Below are 18,637 nucleotides of genomic sequence, written 5' to 3'. Positions count from 1 at the left end.
GTACACACTGGTTCGGTGACCTCCACGCACGCCGAGCACCAGATCGAAATCGAACCACCCGCGGGCAGACCGACCCCACCCGTGCCGCATCGCGGACACGGCCGGCTCAGGGAGGTCCCGCACATCGCGGGAATGATCCTCGGTGTCTTCGCCGTGCTGTGTTTCCTGTGGAGCCTGTCGCCCGCGCTGCGCTATCTGACGCATATACCGCGCCGCTACATCGACGCCTATTACTTCGACGCTCCCGACACGAACCTCATGTGGGCGCTCGTCATCGGCCTGCTCGCGGGCGCGCTGGCCAGTCGCAAGCGCATCGCCTGGTGGTTGCTCGTCGGCTATCTCACGCTGTACACGCTGTCCAACGTGGTCGATTTCATCAATGACGGCGAGATCGACGCGCTGGTGGCGATGGTGCTGCACGTGCTCGCGATCGGTGTGCTCATCGGCGCCTGGCGCGAGTTCTACACCAAGGTGCGCCGCGGAGCGGGACTGAAGGCGCTCGGGGTGCTGCTCGGTGGTCTTGTGATCGGCTGCCTGCTCGGCTGGGGTCTGGTGGAGCTGTTCCCCGGTTCGCTGCCCCAGGGCGGGCAGCGGCCCGCGTGGGCGGTCTATCGCGTCACCGCCGCGGTGCTTGTCGACAACGAACATTTCGACGGCCACCCGCGCGCGTTCGTCAACTTCCTGCTCGGTCTGTTCGGCGCGATCGCGCTACTGGCCGCGGTGATCATCCTGCTGCGCTCGCAGCGCGCGGCGAACGCGATGACCGGCACCGATGAATCCGCGATCCGCGGACTACTGGAGCATTCCGGCGTCGAGGATTCCCTCGGCTACTTCGCGACCCGCCGCGACAAGGCGGTGGTCTTCGCGCCCAGCGGCAAGGCCGCGGTCACCTATCGGGTGGAGCTCGGTGTCTGTCTTGCCAGCGGCGACCCGATCGGTGTCAAGGAGGCATGGCCGCAGGCGATCGATGCCTGGCTGCAACTCGCCGATCAATTCGGTTGGGCCCCAGCGGTCATGGGTGCCAGCGAATTCGGCGCGACGGCGTACCGGAGGGCCGGGCTTTCCGCGCTGCGTCTCGGTGATGAAGCCATCCTCGACACCAGAACTTTCTCGCTGGCGGGCCCCGAGATGAAACAGGTCCGTCAGGCCGCGAATCGCCTGCGCAAGCACGGAATACATGTGCGGATTCGCCGGCAGCGTGAGATTGCGCCCGAGGAGATGAAGCAGGTGATCGCCCGCGCGGACGCGTGGCGCGACACCGAGACCGAACGCGGCTTCTCCATGGCGCTCGGCAGGCTCGGCGACCGGCTCGACGGCGACTGTCTGCTGGTCGAGGCGGTCAACGGTCAGGATCGCGTACTCGGCATGCTGTCGCTGGTCCCGTGGGGGCGCTCCGGTGCCTCCCTGGAGCTGATGCGCCGCGACCCCCAAGGCCCCAACGGCGTGATGGAGCTGATGATCTCCCAGCTGGCGCTGACCTCCGAACAGCACGCCATTACCAAGGTCTCGCTCAACTTCGCGGTCTTCCGTTCGGTCTTCGAGGAAGGCGGGCGCATCGGCGCAGGGCCGATCCTGCGGCTGTGGCGCGGTGTGCTGCTGTTCTTTTCGCGATGGTGGCAGCTGGAGGCGCTGTACCGGTCGAATGTCAAGTACCAGCCGAACTGGGTGCCCCGGTTCTTCCTGTTCGAGGAGCGCAGGCAGCTGCCGCGCGTGGCAGTGGCCAGCGCACTGGCCGAGGGCTTCCTACCGCGGTTCGGCAAGGAACCCGAGACCGTGACGCACACCGGCGTCTTTAGCGCGGTGCCACCGACATTGACCGGACTGCATCCCGACGGCAGCCCGCCGGCCCTGGCCGACATCGAGACCGCGGAACCAGGCTATCGCCGTCCGGAGCAGGTGCGGGTGCGGATGGACAAGCTGGCCCGGCTCACCGACGCCGGGGTGGACGCCTATCCGGTCGCCTATCCGCCCACCCACACCGTCGCCGCCGCCCGCCGGTCGCCGCGCGGCACCACCGTGCGAGTGTGCGGCAGGCTGCTGCGCATCCGCGATTACGGCGGTGTGATCTTCGCGGTGGTGCGCGACTGGACCGACGACATCCAGCTGGTCATCGATCGCGATCGCGTCGGCGCCGAACACAGCGCCGAATTCACCGAGTTCTTCGACCTCGGCGATCTGATCGAGATCAGCGGACAGATCGGGCGCAGCCGTCGCGGTGAGCTCTCGCTGCTCGCCGCGGACTGGCGGATGATCGGCAAATGCCTGCATCCGTTGCCGGACAAGTGGAAAGGGCTCGCCGATCCCGAGGCGAAGGTGCGTCAGCGCTACGTCGACATGGCGATCAACCCGGAGGCCCGCGAGGTGCTCGCCAAGCGCAGCGCGGTGGTCCGATCACTGCGGGATTCGTTGCACGGCTGGGGTTATCTCGAGGTGGAGACCCCGATCCTGCAGCAGGTGCACGGCGGTGCGAACGCCACGCCGTTCATGACCCACATCAACGCCTACGACCTGGATCTCTACCTGCGGATCGCGCCCGAGCTCTATCTCAAGCGACTGTGCGTCGGCGGTATGGAGAAGGTGTTCGAGCTGGGCCGCACCTTCCGCAATGAGGGCGTCGACTTCAGCCACAATCCCGAGTTCACCATTCTCGAGGCCTACGAGGCACACAGCGACTACGAGCGGATGATGCACGTCTGCCGTCAGCTCATCCAGAACGCCGCCGTGGCGGCCAATGGCGCGGCGGTGGCGCTGCGGCCCAACCCGGACGGCTCATTCGAGCAGGTGGACATCTCCGGTGACTGGGCGGTGAAGACCGTGCACGGCGCGGTGTCCGACGCGCTGGGCACCGAGATCACCCCGGAGACGGACTTGGCGGAGCTGAGGGAGCTGTGCGATAAGGCGCATGTGCCCTACCAGCACGGCTGGGACACCGGGCAGGTGGTGCTGGAGATGTACGAGCACCTGGTGGAATCCCATACCGAGGAGCCGACCTTCTACATCAACTTCCCCACCTCGGTGTCGCCGTTGACCAGGGCGCACCGCAGCATTCCCGGGGTGACAGAGCGCTGGGACCTGGTCGCCTGGGGCGTCGAACTCGGTACTGCCTACAGCGAACTCACCGATCCGGTCGAGCAGCGCCGCAGGCTCACCGAGCAATCGATGCTCGCGGCCAACGGCGATCCGGAGGCGATGGAACTCGACGAGGAATTCCTGCAGGCGCTCGAGCACGCGATGCCGCCGACCGGCGGACTCGGGATGGGTGTGGATCGGATCGTCATGCTGATCACCGGTCGCAGCATCCGTGAAACCTTGCCCTTCCCGCTGGTGAAGCCGCGCTGAGCTTCACACGCGCCCGATTTGCCCGCTAATCTTGGACATTCGGCCCCGGGAGGAGGCCGATACCGACAGAGATGGGGATGCATATGTACCTCGACCTGCTGACCAACGCGAGTCTGCTGGACCATACGGTGTGGGCGAGCCCCGACACCTGGGCCGCGGGCGACACGTGGACCCAGGCGCTGGATTACGCGGCCAAGAAAAAGAAGAAGAGCTACGGCGGACTGATCTTCGGTGGCATCTGCTGCCTGCTCGTCGTCGCGCTGATCATCGGTGGCATCTACCTTCTCAAGAACCGCAAGAATCAGAACTGACCGCACCGACCGGTAGTCGGTACCCAGACGACAGGGCCCGGGTCGCTCGCCGCGACCCGGGCCCTTCGTGGCTGTACGGTTCGGGCGTGCAGTGCGCGGCAAGGCGGCCCCGTAAGCCGCCGCCGGGATCGCCCGGCCTCCGCCGAGCGCAGCCGATGCGGCAGAGTGGGCTGTGTGCAGTTGATTCTCGTCCGTCACGCCCAACCGCTTCGGGTCATGAACGCCGACGGCCCGGCTGATCCCGAACTAGCCGCCGTCGGACTCGAGCAGGCCGAGCGGGTGCCCGCGGCGCTGAGCCACCATCGGATCAGCCGCGTAGTGAGCAGCCCGCAGCGGCGCGCCCGCGACACGGCCGCGCCGACCGCCGCAAAGCTGGGTCTCGATGTCGAAATCATGGACGACCTCGCGGAATACGATCGCGACCTGCCCGCCTACATTCCGATCGAGGACGCCAAGATCGAGTTCCGGGCCGCCTACGAACGCATCAAGGCCGGTCAGCTGCCCGAGCAGGTCGACGCCGACGCCTTCCGCACCCGGGTGCGCGACGCCGTCCTCGAGATCGCCTCGGCCACCGATCCCGCCGACACGGTCGCGGTCTTCGCGCACGGCGGCGTGATCAATGTGATCCTGCAGGAAGTGCTCGACTTGGCGCGGCCGCTGACCTTTCCGATCGACTACTGCTCGATCACCCGAATCCTGTATTCGCGCACCGGCCGCCGCACCGCGGCGACCGTCAACGAGAACGGTCATGTCTGGGATCTGTTGCCGCGCAACATCGCTGCGCGGGACTGAGCATTCGGCCTTCGTCTCACCGGCACTCACAGGCGATTGCCAGTGCGATCGCACCAGCATCCCAGCGTCGGAACCTTCTATGGAACCGGTCAGCCGCCGCACCGCGACTCACGGTCCGAGAGAAAGGAATTCCGTGTTGCTCACCAAGACACCGATCTCGTTCAGGCGTCGGCTCGCCCGAGTGGCGGTGGCCGGCGCGCTGGTCACCGTTCCACTCGCCACGCTGGCGATCACTGCGTCCGCCGAGACTCAAGATCCCGCCGGCACCGCGCAGGTCCAGGCGGTATCGGGCGAAGCCGTCCAGGAAGGAACGGAAATCAACGGCCCGCGCGGCGGTCACGGCTTCCCTGATCGGCCGGGTCCGGATGGGCCGCGGGCAGAGTTCCGTGAACGCGGCGACCATCCCGGCCCTGGCAACGGGCCGCATCGGTTCAATCGGGTACTGCCGCCGACCGGTTCGGCAGGTAGCAGCTAGCAATCGGCACACTGAAGGCCACCTCCCGCGCGGGAGGTGGCCTTCAGTGTTTCTTGCTCGAGATCAGGCCATGCCCGCGATCCAGTTGTGCATCCAGGAGACGGCGGTCTGGCCGCCACCCACCGAGTAGCTGCCGTAGAGCGTGTGGGCCTGCGACTTGTAGAACTCCTCGAGCTCCTTGGCCCGCTGCTGGTTGGCGGAGTCGGTGAGCTGCGACTGCAACAGCGGCACACCGCCACGCGCCATCAGGTCGTTCATGATCGCGCCCGCTTCGAGCTGGTAGCGCCAGATGTTGGCCGGATTCGCGTCGGAGGTCTGGGCCAGCCAACCCGCGAATCGGGTCACGAAGTCGTCGGACGCGGTGGCGCAGTAGAGATCATCGGTCGCGCAGATGGTCCTGGTGCGGTCGCTGACCCAGCCGAAGCCGCCGACGCGCGGCCCGCCCGCGCCCGCACCCGCGGCGGGCGGGCCGACCTGAACATCGGTGGGCGAGCGACGCGGGTCGGAGATCAGGCCGACGCCCGCGATCCGGTCCGGCGACACAACGCCGAGGCCCGTGCCGATTTCGGCCGCGAGATCACCGGCCGCGTCCGCACCCTGGCTGTATCCGACGAGGGCGATCTTGGTGCCTGCGCAACGCTGTCCCATCGCGCCGACGAGTCCGCGAGCCTTGTCGGTCGCTTCCTTCTTCGAGGCACCGTAGACATCGCCTTCCCACGGGAACGCGGTCGCGGCGTAGGTCACGTAGTCGACGTCGGTGGAACGGGGTAGCCCATTGGTGACACCGGACAGCATGCCGGGCTGTGGTTTCTTGTCGTGACCGGTCTCCCAGGTGCCGGGTATGGCAACGACATACAGACTTGGGCACCCCGGATCAGCCGTTACAGAACCGCTACCGAAGACCAAACCAGACGCCATCGCTGCGCACACACCGAGACCCGCGGCAACTTTCTTCAACTGCATACTGCTCCAGTTCAACCTTTGCTCCCGCGGGAGCAAAATCCCGACAAGTTGTCACTACCTATGCTGACCTCGGCGGATGTCGTTCCAGTGCACGTCGGGTGAACGAAAATCACCCGCCAGCATGACGTACGCTACGCAATCCACATCCCAAGATTCGAGGCACACCGAAGATCACAATACGGCCACGGCCTCGTCAACGCCATTCGAACCAGCAGGCGTGTCCGATTCCGCCCCATCAAATTGGCACTGCCGGACGCAGTCCGTCGACAGCCGCGCCGGGCCGAGCGAAGGCGAGGCAGCCGCCGCGCCGGGCCGAGCGAAGGCGAGGCAGCCGCCGCGCCGGGCCGAGCGAAGGCGAGGCAGCCGCATATCGCCGCCGCCTGGTTCGCCTGCGCCACATGGACAGTCACCGCGACGGCAGTAGCAAATGTCGAGCACACGGCACCGGACGACAAAGGCGCCTGTGGATTTCGCAATCCACAGGCGCCTTCCGCTCCGGTAAGAGACGGGTCTATCTACTCAGCGCTGCGCGACCATCGTGGGGGTGATGGGCGCGGGCAACGCGGTTTCGCCTTCCAGGAACTTGTCGACGGCGGCCGCGGCGGCGCGGCCTTCGGCGATCGCCCAGACGATCAGGGACTGGCCGCGGCCCATATCACCCGCGACGAAGACGCCGGGGACGTTGGTCGCCCAGTTCTTGTCACGCTGGACATTGCCACGCTGGTCGTAGCCGACGCCGAGACCTTCTAGCAGGCCCGGCTTTTCGGGACCGGTGAAGCCCATGGCCAGCAGGACCAGGTCGGCCTGGAGGGTGAAGTCGGTGCCGTCGACCTTCTCGAAGCGGCCGTTGACCATCTTGACCTCATGGGCCTCCAGGCCGGTGACCTTGCCGTCGGCGCCGACAAAACGCTCGGTGTTCACCGAGAACACCCGCTCGCCGCCCTCTTCGTGCGCCGAGGAAACCCGGTACATCAGCGGGTAGGTCGGCCACGGAGTGGACGAGGCACGCTCCTCCGGTGGGCGCGGCATGATCTCGAACTGGTGGATGCTCTCGGCGCCCTGCCGGTGCGAAGTGCCCAGGCAGTCGGCGCCGGTGTCACCGCCACCGATGATGATGACCTTCTTGCCCTTGGCGTGGATCGGGGGCAGGCCGTCGGCGTCGGTGACGTCGTCACCGAGCTGCACCCGGTTGGCCCACGGCAGGAATTCCATCGCCTGATGGATGCCGTTCAGGTCGCGACCCGGAATCGGCAAGTCACGCGCGAGCGTCGCGCCACCGGCGAGCACCACCGAGTCGAACCGCTCACGCAGCTGCTCGGCGGTGATGTCGACACCGACGTTCACGCCGGCCTTGAAGATGGTGCCCTCGGCCTCCATCTGCGCGATCCGGCGGTCGATGAAGCGCTTCTCCATCTTGAATTCCGGGATGCCGTAGCGCAGCAGACCGCCGATGCGGTCGGCGCGCTCGAACACGGTCACGGTGTGGCCCGCGCGGGTCAGCTGCTGCGCGGCGGCCAGACCGGCCGGACCGGAACCGACGACGGCGACCTTCTTGCCGGTGATGCGGGTCGGGTAGACCGGGGTCACCCAGCCCTCGTCGAAGGCGTTCTCGATGAGATCGATCTCGACCTGCTTGATCGTCACCGGGTCCTGGTTGATGCCGAGGACACAGGACGCCTCGCACGGCGCAGGGCACAACCGCCCGGTGAACTCCGGGAAGTTATTGGTCGCGTGCAGCCGGTCGATGCCCTCACGCCACTGGCCCCTGTAGACCAGGTCGTTCCACTCCGGGATCAGGTTGCCCAGCGGACAGCCGTTGTGACAGAACGGAATACCGCAATCCATGCACCGGCTGGCCTGACGCTGAAGGGTCTCCTTCGGGTACCCCTGCTCGTAGACCTCTTTCCAGTCCATCAGACGCAGCGGAACCGGACGACGCGTCGGCAGCTCCCGCTTGGTGTGCTTCAGAAATCCTTGCGGGTCAGCCACGTGCTGCCTCCATAATCGCTTCGTCGACGTCGGTGCCGTTCTTCTCGGCCTCGGAAATCGCGAGCAGAACCTTCTTGTACTCCCGCGGCATGACCTTCACGAAGTGGTTCACCTGCTGCGACCAATCGCTCAGAATGCGGTCGGCGACAGCGGAACCCGTCTGATCACGGTGCTGTGTGATGATGTCGCGCAGCCAGGTGAAATCGTCACCTGACAGTTGCTCGACGGCGTCGGCCTGCTCGGGGTTGAGCCTGGCCTCGAAGGTGCCGTTCGGGTTGTAGACGAACGCGACACCGCCGGACATACCTGCGCCGAAGTTGCGGCCGGTCTCACCGAGGATGACGACCCGACCACCGGTCATGTACTCGCAGCCGTGATCGCCCACACCCTCGACCACCGTGGTGGCGCCCGAGTTGCGCACGGCGAACCGCTCGCCGACGACGCCACGGATGAACGCCCGACCGCTGGTCGCGCCGAACAGGATCACGTTGCCCGCGATGATGTTCTCTTCCGCGACGAACTCGGCCGGTGCGTTCGGGGATGGGCGGACCACCAGGTGGCCGCCGGAAAGTCCCTTGCCGACATAGTCGTTCGCGTCACCGAGCACCCGCAGCGTGATGCCGGCGGGGACGAAGGCGCCGAAGCTGTTACCCGCGGAGCCGGTGAAGGTGATGTCGATGGTGTCGTCGGGCAGGCCCGCGCCACCGTAGAGCTTGGTCACCTCGTGGCCGAGCATGGTGCCGACGGTGCGGTTCACGTTCGAGATCTTGGTTTCGAACTTCACCGCCTGACCACGCTCGAGCGCATCGCGGCTCTGCGTGATGAGCTGCTGGTCCAGCGCCTTGTCCAGACCGTGGTCCTGCGTCTTGGTGCAGCGACGGTCCTGGCGCATGAACGCCGTCTCGACGTCGTCGAGGATCGGCGACAGGTCCAGCTTGCTGGCCTTGAAGTGCTGCTTGGCCTTGGTGGTGTCGAGCATGTCGACCCGGCCGATGGCCTCGTCGAGCGTGCGGAAGCCCAACTGCGCCAGCAGTTCCCGAACCTCTTCGGCGATGAACAGCATGAAGTTCTCGACGAACTCCGGCTTGCCGGTGAAGCGCTCGCGCAGCACCGGGTTCTGCGTCGCGACACCCACAGGGCAGGTGTCGAGGTGGCAGACCCGCATCATGATGCAGCCCGAGACCACCAAAGGCGCAGTGGCGAAACCGAATTCCTCGGCGCCGAGCAGCGCGGCGATCATCACGTCGCGACCGGTCTTCATCTGGCCGTCGACCTGCACGACGATGCGGTCGCGAAGTCCGTTGAGCAGCAACGTCTGCTGGGTCTCGGCCAGGCCGAGCTCCCACGGACCACCCGCGTGCTTGAGCGAGGTCAGCGGCGAGGCGCCGGTGCCGCCGTCGTGGCCGGAGATCAGCACTACGTCGGCGTGTGCCTTCGACACACCGGCCGCAACCGTGCCGACGCCAGGCTCCGCAACAAGTTTCACGTGAATCCGCGCCTGCGGGTTCGCGTTCTTCAGGTCGTGGATCAGCTGTGCCAAGTCCTCGATCGAGTAGATGTCGTGGTGCGGCGGCGGCGAGATCAGGCCGACGCCGGGTGTCGAGTGCCGTACCTCGGCGACCCACGGGTACACCTTGTGCGCCGGAAGCTGGCCGCCCTCACCGGGCTTCGCGCCCTGCGCCATCTTGATCTGGATATCGGTGCAGTTGGTCAGATAGTGCGCGGTCACGCCGAAGCGGCCCGACGCCACCTGCTTGATCGCACTGCGCCGCCAGTCGCCGTTCTCCTCCGGCTCGAAGCGGGACGGGCTTTCGCCGCCCTCACCCGAGTTCGATCGTCCGCCGAGGCGGTTCATCGCGATCGCCAGGGTCTCGTGCGCCTCCGAGGAGATCGAGCCGTAGCTCATCGCGCCGGTGGAGAACCGCTTGACGATCTCGCTGGCAGGCTCGACCTCGTCGATCGAGATCGCGGCCCGGTTGGTGGTGTTGAACTTGAACAGGCCGCGCAGCGAGGCGAGCTGCTCGGACTGGTCGTCGACCAGCTTGGTGTACTGCTTGAAGATCGAGTACTGACCGGTGCGGGTCGCGTGCTGCAGCTTGAACACGGTGTCCGGGTTGAACAGGTGGTATTCGCCCTCGCGCCGCCACTGGTATTCACCGCCCACTTCGAGCTCGCGGTGCGCGCGCTCGTTGCGGTTCTCCAGGAACGCGACGGTGTGGCGGGCGGCCACATCGGTGGCGATCTCGTCGAGCCCGATGCCGTCGAGATGCGAACGCAGACCGGTGAAGTACTCGTCCACCAAGTCCTGCGACAGGCCGATGACCTGGAACAGCTGCGCGCCGGTGTAGGAGGCCAGGGTGGAGATGCCCATCTTGGACATCACCTTCAGCACACCCTTGCTTGCGGCCTTGTTGTAGTTCACAACCGCCTTGCGGTAGTCGGCGGCCAGATCACCGGTGCTGCCGGGGACCTGGAGTCCGCCGCGCTCGAGCATGTCCTCGATGGTCTCGAAGGCCATGTACGGGTTGATCGCGCCCGCACCGAAGCCGACGAGCATGGCCATGTGGTGCACCTCGCGGGCGTCACCGGCCTCGACTACGAGACCGACCATGGTGCGGGTGCGCTCGCGGACCAGGTGGTGGTGCACCGACGAGGTCAGCAGCAGCGACGGAATCGGCGCCAGCTTCTCGTTGGACTCACGGTCGGACAGCACGATGATCCGCGCGCCGCCGTCGATGGCGGCCGACACCTGGGTGTTGATCGCCTCGAGCGCCTTGCGCAGGCCTTTGCCGCCCTGCTTGACCTGGTACAGACCGCGCACGACCACCGAACGCAGCTCGGGCTGCGAACCGTCGTCATTGATGTGCACGAGCTTGGCCAGCTCGTCGTTGTCCAGGATCGGCGATGCCACGGTGATCTGGTGGCAAGACTCAGGTCCCGGATTCAGCAGGTCGGCTTCCGGACCGATGGCCCGGCGCAGGCTGGTGACGACTTCCTCGCGGATCGCGTCCAGCGGCGGGTTGGTGACCTGCGCGAACAGCTGCGAGAAGTAGTCGAACAGCAGTCGCGGCCGCGACGAGAGCACCGCGATCGGGGTGTCGGTGCCCATCGAGCCGAGCGCTTCGAGACCGGTCTTCGCCATCGGCGAGATCAGCAGGTTGAGCTCTTCGTTGGTGTATCCGAAGATCTGCTGCCGGATCAGCACGCGGTCGTGCGACATGTGCACGTGCGGGCGGTCGGGCAGGTCGGCAAGCTTGGTCACGCCCGCGTCGAGCCACTGCTGGTAAGGGTGCTCGACGGCCAACTGCGACTTGAGCTCCTCGTCGCCGACGATGCGGCCCTGCGAGGTGTCGACAAGGAACATGCGGCCGGGCTGCAGCCGGACCTTCTTGACCACCTTCGCCGGATCGATGTCGAGGACACCGACCTCGGAGGCCATCACGACAAGGCCGTCATCGGTGACCCAGATGCGGCTGGGACGCAGACCGTTGCGGTCGAGCACGGCGCCGACCACGGTGCCGTCGGAGAAGCACACCGATGCGGGGCCGTCCCACGGCTCCATCAGCATCGAGTGGTAGCGGTAGAAGGCCCGGCGCTGCGGGTCCATGGTCTCGTTGCGTTCCCAGGCTTCGGGAATCATCATCAAGACCGCGTGGGGCAGGCTGCGGCCGCCGAGGTGCAGCAGTTCCAGCACCTCGTCGAAGCGGGCCGTATCGCTTGCCCCGGGCGTACAGACCGGGAAGATCTTCTCGAGCCGGTTGTTGCCCGCCTCGTTGGTGCCGAACACCTCGGAGCGCAGCAGCGCCTCGCGGGCCCGCATCCAGTTCTCGTTACCGGTGACGGTGTTGATCTCACCGTTGTGCGCGACCCGGCGGAACGGGTGCGCCAGCGGCCACGACGGGAAGGTGTTGGTGGAGAACCTGGAGTGCACGATGCCGAGGGCGGACTCCATCCGGTCGTCCTGCAGGTCCAGGTAGAAGGCACGCAGCTGCGGCGTGGTGAACATGCCCTTGTAGACGAAGGTCTGCCCGGACAGGCTCGGGAAGTACACCGACTCCTTGCCGACCGCGCCTTCGCCTGCACCCGCCTTGCCGAGCTCGTGCTCCACCCGCTTGCGCACGACGTAAGCGCGGCGCTCGAGATCCATGCCCGACAACTGCTCGGCCGCACCCTTCGGAGAGCCGATGAAGATCTGCCGGAAGGTGGGCATGGCGTCGCGGGCCAGGGCGCCGAGAGTGGACTCGTCGGTGGGCACATCGCGCCAGCCGAGGACCGCGAGGCCCTCGGACTCGACGATCCGCTCCAGGCCGTAGGCGGCCTTGGTCGCCTCCCGGCGGGCCTGCGGCAGGAAGGCGATACCGGTGGCGTAGGAGCCCTCCGGCGGCAACTCGAAATCGACCACGGCGCGGAAGAACCGGTCCGGAATCTGGATCAGGATGCCTGCACCGTCACCACTATTGGGTTCGGCGCCTGCGGCACCACGGTGCTCCAGGTTCAACAGAGCCGTAATAGCCTTGTCGACGATGTCGCGGCTGCGGCGGCCGTACATGTCGACGACGAATGCGACACCACAGGCGTCGTGTTCGTTCGCCGGGTCATAGAGCCCGATGGGTCCAGGGGACCTGTGGCCAGGAAGTTGCGTCATGCCTCTGCCTTCAAGAAAGTCGGCCTCGATGAGGTTGGCCTGCGTGAAAAACGGCCTTTCGTCGAATGCCTCCGTCAAGACTGCGCCCGTACGTTCCGGATCCAGCCGCGCTGATGGTCCGGCGTGCAGTCACGTCTCCAGTTGTCCACCCGCTGGTGTTACGTAGTGGGTGCTCGGCGGTAACGGAACGCTTACGAGTTCCTTACCTCCGTGCGGGTGCTCGCCCACTAGGCTGAGCACCGGCGTGAGGTGCCCGAGCGGGCAATCGTGGCCGAACATTCTGTGTTCGACGTAAGAGCAAACGATAAGTCAGGTCCAGGGCCCAACCAACCAAGGTTGCACTAATAACCAGGTCTAGCTGGGCTTCTTCATTGGGGTCCTCCACGTGTGCGCGTTGTCCAGTGTAAAGCAGCGAACCTGGCGGGATCGATCCCCTGGCACCGAGTGCCAGCCAACGACACCCGGCGGGTCAGACCTGGCCGATAGCGCAGCTCGCGCCGCCAGAACCGGCCCTCACCTGCATCGAAGATGATTTCCCCTGCTCCGCAGCGGGCAAACCACCTTGTCGGCGGCTAACTCGACAAGGGACCCGGTGAGACATTTCCGACAGGGTCATGACAAGCACAGAACCCGATCCGACCGTCCGGACTCTTTTGCTTTTTGTGGTTTTCAGCACATTTCCAGCAATCATTCCGAAGTGCTTTACGCCACACAGCGACACCGAAGCATCAGCGCGGCAGCGAAACCCGTCCGCGGGCTATGGCGCGCAGAGGGTGGCGACGGCGCGAATCAGGGCGGCCTGGTGCAGCGCGTCGGCACGCCCCGAGGTCAGGACACCGAAAACGCTGGGAGCAAGCCTTTCCATGCAGTCGGGCGCGGTCAGCTCGTCGCGCTGTGCGGCCAACTGTTCGACGATGTCCACGTTGAGCCGATCGATCCGCGGGCGCACCTTCGACAGATCCGGTGGGGCCGCAGGCGCCGCCGCCGGATCGAATCGCCAGCGTGCGACCAGTCCGCGCTGGACGATCTTGCTGGCCTCGATCTGGCCGGAAAACACCTGCCTGATCCAGTTTTCGGGCAGGTCGCGCCCGGCGCCGAGGCGGGCCATATCGTCGTAGACCTGGGCCTCGCGGCCCGGATCATCGATCGACGGCGCTGTTCCGAGCTGCTGCGCTGTCGCCCACTTCGCCGCAGCGACCGCATCGGCGGTGTCGATCCGATCGACCACCAACTCGACGAGCCTGTGCAGCGACCCGGTGCGCGGCTCGACAGGCGACGCGAGAGCGCTGGCCGGAACCAGCGCGACCAGCGCCACCGACAGCAGGACCAGCAGGCCACCGCGCAGTCCCGACCTCAACGCTCGGAAACGAATCACCGTGCCAGGTTAAGCGGCTGCCCCCTTCACTCGGCCCGGCGCGACCAGCGACGGACCTCGCCAGCAGTGCCATCAGGCGACTGGCTCACCTCCGCTCGACCCAGCGCGACCAGCGACAGACGCCGCACAGCAGTCCAATCAGGCGACTGCCTTACCTCCGCTCGATTCGGCGCGACCGGCGACGAACTCCGTCCACGGCGTGCCATCAGGCGGTCGACCCGCTCGGTTCGACTGCGCCGGGAGCGTTTCCGCTCGTGGGGAGGCATCCGGCAACCGAATCTTTGTGAACCTGAACACATCCACAGGACCGTGCTCGGTGTGTCGGGCCGTGGCCTGTCACGCTGTGACAACGAATCTGTGACAGTTTCGCCAAGCTCGCCACAATGACTGGGACGTAGAGGATGTGAGATCCCATGACGGTCACCGGCATGTTCGCCTGGCTCGGCGGAGGTCTCGAGCGGACGCAGGATGCGACAGCATCCGGCACCGAACTCGATGACCGGCACGAGCACGCGAGTTACGCCGTCACCGGTGCCGTCGTGCTGCTGTTCGCGACGGTGTCCGGCACGATAACGACGCTCGCTCTCGCCGCGGCCGACACCTGGCCGTTGCTCGCCATCATTGCCGCGGCCCTCGTCGTCGCGCTGCTGGCAGGCGCGGTCGCTCGCGCGCTCGCCACCCCGCGCCCCGGTGGCACACCGGACCGGCTCGGAGTGATCGCGCGGATCGCCGTAGCGGTATTGGTCGGCGGATTGGTTGCCGAGTTGGCCGCGATCGTCGTATTCGGTGGTTCCGTCGACCGGCTCTTGGATGAGAAGTCCCAGCGCTCGGTCGCCTCGGCTCCTGCGGTGGTGGCCGCCAACGCTGAGCTGGATCGCGCCCGCGCCGACCGGACCTCGCTGGATCAGGCGATCGCCAAGGCGCAAACCGACATCGATCACGCGCTTGTCATTGCAAGGTGTGAATTCAACCCGAGCCCGGAGTGCCCCCGGACCCGTATCACCGGGGTGCCCGGCCGCGGACCCGAAGCACAGACCGCCAACGACATGCTCGCGGATGCCCGCAAGCAGCTGGCGGCGGCACAGGATCGGGTGCCCCCGCTCGACCAGCGCATCGCCGACGACCAAAAGACCGTCAGCGCAGCCGAATCCACCGCTTTCGCCGACGCCGACCGCGGCCTCGGCGCGCGCTGGCAGGCCGTGAACGAATACACCGGCCACAACGCGGGCGCGCTGCCACTTCGGGTGCTGACGATCGTGGCCTTGATTTTCCTGGCATTGCTGCCGCTGATCCTTCGGTGGTGGCGCGGCGAAACCTCCTTCGACCGTCGCCTCGCCGCCCGAACCGTGCAGGACCGCGCCGAGCGCACCGCCGACACCGAGATCGCCGTCAAACGCGCCGAGGTGCGGACCGAGGCAGCCGCCCTGCGCGCCGAACACGAACTCACCGCGGCGCGACTGGCCGTCGAGGCGGACGCCGCGATCGATCGGGAACGCCAGCGCACCCACATCATCGCCGCTATCGGCGGGCTCGAGCTCGGCATCACCGAGCCGCCACGCCGCCGCGAACTACCAGCCGCACCGGCTGGCGACCGAGAGGACACCTCCGTGTCTCACGCGACACCGAACCTGCCCGCCACCGTGACAGTGGGCGCACTCGCACCGGCGACCACCGCGGCCGCATCGACCCCGGCCGTCGCGGCCCCCACCCCGGCCACCAAAGGCGGCGGCCTCGAACTCCCCATCATCGGCACGGTGCCCTTCTCCGACACGGCGGCCCGTTTCATCCGCCCCCTCGTCCCCGCCTTCGTCGCCAATGCGATCGACTCCGCAACCAACCCGTTGCGCACCGCCCGCCAGGCCTTCGAGGAGGTCGAGGAAATCACCTTCACCCTCCGCCGCACCCGCAAGGTCACCGTCGACTCCCAGGACTCGCACGCACCAGCGATGAACGCCGCCCCCGTCGGCTACCAACTGCCCCCTGGTTCACCCCAGTGGCAGGCCCAGCAGATCGCCTCCACCGTCGTCGACGCGGACTACCAGCAGCAGTACGCGAGCCCGAACGACCCGCGCTACTACTCCGCACTGCCGCCCACCGGTGCGCACGGCTACGGCCTGCCCGCAACGCACACCCACAGCGAGTTGCCCACACGACACACCCCCGAACTCCCCGGCCGCCCCCAACGCGAACTCCCACCCGGCCACTGACCCCCACCCCGTCCTGATCCCTCCCTCGACACCCCCACCCGCCGAGCTCCGCAGCACCCAATCGAGCGCAGTGAAATGGTTGCTCAGATCCCTCTCGGTAGCCACCATTTCTCTCACCGACCCGGCCGAACACCTCGTGTAGCAACCCGACGCCCACCAGACGGAGTGCCCGGTTGCCACACAGGTGGTGGGCCGGGCGGGGTCCGGGACCGACACGGGGTGTGGATCGACACGGGTGTGGCGGCCGTCGAGATCGGGGCGGTATCGGATTCAGCGCGATCGTGGTGTGCGCCAACAGCTATCCACCGCAGCCGGGTGCGTGCCCGACAGCGGCGTGCGGCGCACCTACGACCGGACCCGCAGCCGGAACGCCACCGACGCGGCGAGGAGCATCACCGCCGAAGTGCCGATGGCCGCGATGTGGATGCCCGAGACGAACGCCTCGTGCACCGAGGTCAGGAACTCGGCACCGACGGATTCCGGTAGTCCACGCGCTACTTCTGTGGCACCGCCCAGGGATTCGGACGCGGTTTCCGCATGCTCGGCAGGGATCTGCGACAGCTCGAGGCCGTTGCGGAATACCGCCATGACCACGCTGCCGAGCACCGCAACGCCCAGCGCGATGCCGGTCTCGTACGCCGTTTCCGAGACCGCCGCCGCCGCACCGGCTCGCGCCGCGGGCGCGGAGCTGACCACCAGATCCGACGAGATCGTCAGCGAGACACCGACACCGGCGCCGGTGAACAGGAAGGCGACGATGAATGTCACGTTGCTCGTCGCATCGGCGCCGAGTAGCAGGAATAGTGCCGAACCCATCGCCGCAACCAGCAGCGAACCACTGAGCACCAGGCCGGGCCGCAGATACCGCACCAACCATGCGGACGCGAGCGCCGCGATCACGTTGGCCGCAAGACCGGGCAACAGCAGCAGGCCCGCCTCCAAGGGCGAGTGGCCGAGCACGAGTTGCAGGTACTGCGAGGCGAAGAACAGCTCGCCGGCCAGCGCGAACACCGAAAGCAGGCTGGTGAGCACCGCGATGCGAAACCTCGGCACTGCAAACAGCTTCAGATCGATCATCGGGTGCTCGAGACCGCGCTGCCGATGCACGAACAGCACACCGGCGAGCACGCCGATCGCACCGATGCCGACCATTCCCAGGCTGGGACCGTGGGCAGCGCTCTCCTTGACCGCGTACACCACCGGCACCAGGGCCAGCATGGACAGCGCGGCACTCGGCAGATCGAACCGGCCGGGGTTCGGATCACGGGATTCCGGCAGGAGGACCGGGCCGAGCACCAGCAGTGCCAGCATGACCGGCAGGTTCACCAGGAACACCGAGCCCCACCAGTAGTGCTCGAGCAGCCAGCCGCCCAATAGCGGACCTGCCGCCGCGCCACCGCCCGCCATCGCACTCCAGACCGCGATGGCGACCGTGCGCTGGCGCGGATCGAGGAACATCGAGCGGATCAAACCCAGCGTTGCGGGCATCAGGGTCGCACCGGCGACACCTTGCAGCACGCGGGCGGCGATGAGCATCTCGGGCGAAACCGACCATGCCGCGATCGCCGACGCGACCGCGAAGCCGACGCCACCCATCAGCAGTAGCCGGCGCCGCCCGATCCGGTCGCCGAGGTTGCCCATCACCACCAGCAGACCGGCGAGGACGAACGAATACACGTCGATGATCCACAGCAGCTGCGGTGTGGTCGGCGTCAGATCGGCGCTGATCGCTGGCACCGCGAGGTCGAGCACCGTGGCGTCGACGGCGAGCAGCAGCAGCGCGAGTGCGAGCACGGCGAGGCCGACCCAGTCGCGGGTGGTGGCGCGGGGCGGGGCGGTGATCCCCGTCGCCGGCCCGAAATCGTTCCGGGTGTCCTTCGTGGTCTGTGTGCTCATCGACTTTCCCGACTCTCGTCGCGGGGTTTCTTACCGTCCAGACGGTACAGTAGATCTACATTACCGTCCAGCCGGTATAGTCATACAAGTGACGGCAACCACCCGCGACCGCATCCTGGACGCGCTCGAAACTCTGCTGCTGGAAAAGGGCATGTCCCAGGTGACGCTGGAGAGCGTCGCCGCGACCGCCGGCGTCTCCAAAGGCGGCCTGCTCTACCACTTCAAGAGCAAGGACGCCCTGCTCGCCGGCCTGGTCAGACGCCTCGGCGAACGCGCCGAACAGCACCTGGGCGACGCCGTCGCGCACGGCACCTCGGTCGCCGAGTGGTACCTACAGACCCCGAACCCCGATGACGCCGCGGAAGCGGTGGAACTCGAGGTCTACCGATCCATGCTCGCGACCATGCGCACCATCGATGCCAGCTCCGGCCCGGACACCGACGAGGTGCAGCAGGCACTCACCGAAATGCTGAACGCCTGGTCGACCGGCCTCGACGAGGAAATCGACGACCCGGTGCGCGCCGACATCGTCCGGCTGGTCGGCGACGGTGTGTACCTGCGGGCTCTGCTCGGTTTGCCGCCCATCGAGCCGCAGCGGTACCGGGCCGTCGTGGATCGCCTTCTCGAACGCTGAGCGGCGAGGTT

At 66.9% G+C, this 18,637-nt stretch carries 11 protein-coding genes; 6 read left to right on the top strand and 5 right to left on the bottom strand.

Features of this window, described 5'->3' with window-relative positions; genetic code table 11:
- The first annotated feature begins 132 nt into the window (after positions 1 to 132).
- From lysX to OHQ90_RS05235, 4 genes are all read left to right on the top strand, one after another.
- Positions 133 to 3,339 carry a bifunctional lysylphosphatidylglycerol synthetase/lysine--tRNA ligase LysX gene (gene lysX / locus OHQ90_RS05250; protein ID WP_328412568.1) on the top strand — a complete coding sequence of 1,069 codons (3,207 nt, stop codon included), beginning with the start codon at positions 133 to 135 and terminating at the stop codon, positions 3,337 to 3,339.
- A gap of 71 nt (positions 3,340 to 3,410) precedes the next feature.
- Positions 3,411 to 3,650 carry a hypothetical protein gene (locus OHQ90_RS05245; RefSeq protein ID WP_328407859.1) on the top strand — a complete coding sequence of 80 codons (240 nt, stop codon included), beginning with the start codon at positions 3,411 to 3,413 and terminating at the stop codon, positions 3,648 to 3,650.
- 174 nt (positions 3,651 to 3,824) lie between these two features.
- Positions 3,825 to 4,442, top strand: coding sequence for a histidine phosphatase family protein (locus tag OHQ90_RS05240; protein ID WP_328407857.1), 618 nt, complete (start codon positions 3,825 to 3,827; stop codon positions 4,440 to 4,442).
- 136 nt (positions 4,443 to 4,578) lie between these two features.
- Positions 4,579 to 4,917: a hypothetical protein gene (locus OHQ90_RS05235; RefSeq protein WP_328407856.1), complete on the top strand. Its 339-nt coding sequence runs from the start codon at positions 4,579 to 4,581 to the stop codon at positions 4,915 to 4,917.
- A gap of 63 nt (positions 4,918 to 4,980) precedes the next feature.
- Here the strand turns inward: OHQ90_RS05235 and OHQ90_RS05230 are convergent, their stop codons facing one another.
- The 4 genes from OHQ90_RS05230 to aroQ form a co-directional block, all read right to left on the bottom strand.
- Positions 4,981 to 5,880: a cutinase family protein gene (locus OHQ90_RS05230; RefSeq protein WP_328407854.1), complete on the bottom strand. Its 900-nt coding sequence runs from the start codon at positions 5,878 to 5,880 to the stop codon at positions 4,981 to 4,983.
- A 519-nt stretch (positions 5,881 to 6,399) separates the two neighbouring features.
- Positions 6,400 to 7,869, bottom strand: coding sequence for a glutamate synthase subunit beta (locus OHQ90_RS05225; protein ID WP_328407852.1), 1,470 nt, complete (start codon positions 7,867 to 7,869; stop codon positions 6,400 to 6,402).
- Positions 7,862 to 12,514 (bottom strand): glutamate synthase large subunit, encoded by a 4,653-nt coding sequence (gene gltB, locus OHQ90_RS05220; RefSeq protein WP_328407850.1) that lies wholly within the window; start codon positions 12,512 to 12,514, stop codon positions 7,862 to 7,864. Before gltB ends, OHQ90_RS05225 begins: the two co-directional genes overlap by 8 nt.
- Positions 12,515 to 13,271: 757 nt before the next feature.
- The gene (gene aroQ, locus OHQ90_RS05215) at positions 13,272 to 13,889 is read right to left on the bottom strand and encodes a gamma subclass chorismate mutase AroQ (protein WP_328407848.1); all 618 of its coding nucleotides are present in this window, start codon (positions 13,887 to 13,889) and stop codon (positions 13,272 to 13,274) included.
- Positions 13,890 to 14,302: 413 nt separating this feature from the next.
- Between aroQ and OHQ90_RS05210 the strand changes: the two genes are divergently transcribed.
- The gene (locus tag OHQ90_RS05210) at positions 14,303 to 16,096 is read left to right on the top strand and encodes a DUF4407 domain-containing protein (RefSeq protein ID WP_328407846.1); all 1,794 of its coding nucleotides are present in this window, start codon (positions 14,303 to 14,305) and stop codon (positions 16,094 to 16,096) included.
- Positions 16,097 to 16,441: 345 nt separating this feature from the next.
- On the opposite strand, the gene OHQ90_RS05205 is transcribed toward OHQ90_RS05210, so the two are convergent.
- Complete coding sequence (locus OHQ90_RS05205; RefSeq protein WP_328407844.1) at positions 16,442 to 17,992, bottom strand: MFS transporter; 1,551 nt, start codon at positions 17,990 to 17,992, stop codon at positions 16,442 to 16,444.
- 88 nt (positions 17,993 to 18,080) lie between these two features.
- Between OHQ90_RS05205 and OHQ90_RS05200 the strand changes: the two genes are divergently transcribed.
- Positions 18,081 to 18,626, top strand: coding sequence for a TetR/AcrR family transcriptional regulator (locus OHQ90_RS05200; RefSeq protein ID WP_328407842.1), 546 nt, complete (start codon positions 18,081 to 18,083; stop codon positions 18,624 to 18,626).
- The last annotated feature ends 11 nt before the right edge of the window (positions 18,627 to 18,637 follow it).

The sequence above is a fragment of the Nocardia sp. NBC_00403 genome (assembly GCF_036046055.1).
GTDB lineage: Bacteria > Actinomycetota > Actinomycetes > Mycobacteriales > Mycobacteriaceae > Nocardia.
Note: the sequence above shows the minus strand (reverse complement) of the source record. Positions and strands in the feature narration are given on the sequence as shown.

Bases quoted from the DNA above. Each gene is read 5' to 3' on its own strand.
- lysX (WP_328412568.1), top strand. From the start codon at position 133: ATGATCCTCGGTGTCTTCGCCGTGCTGTGTTTCCTGTGGAGCCTGTCG.
- OHQ90_RS05245 (WP_328407859.1), top strand. From the start codon at position 3,411: ATGGGGATGCATATGTACCTCGACCTGCTGACCAACGCGAGTCTGCTG.
- OHQ90_RS05230 (WP_328407854.1), bottom strand. From the start codon at position 5,880: ATGCAGTTGAAGAAAGTTGCCGCGGGTCTCGGTGTGTGCGCAGCGATG.
- gltB (WP_328407850.1), bottom strand. From the start codon at position 12,514: ATGACGCAACTTCCTGGCCACAGGTCCCCTGGACCCATCGGGCTCTAT.
- OHQ90_RS05210 (WP_328407846.1), top strand. From the start codon at position 14,303: ATGACGGTCACCGGCATGTTCGCCTGGCTCGGCGGAGGTCTCGAGCGG.
- OHQ90_RS05205 (WP_328407844.1), bottom strand. From the start codon at position 17,992: ATGAGCACACAGACCACGAAGGACACCCGGAACGATTTCGGGCCGGCG.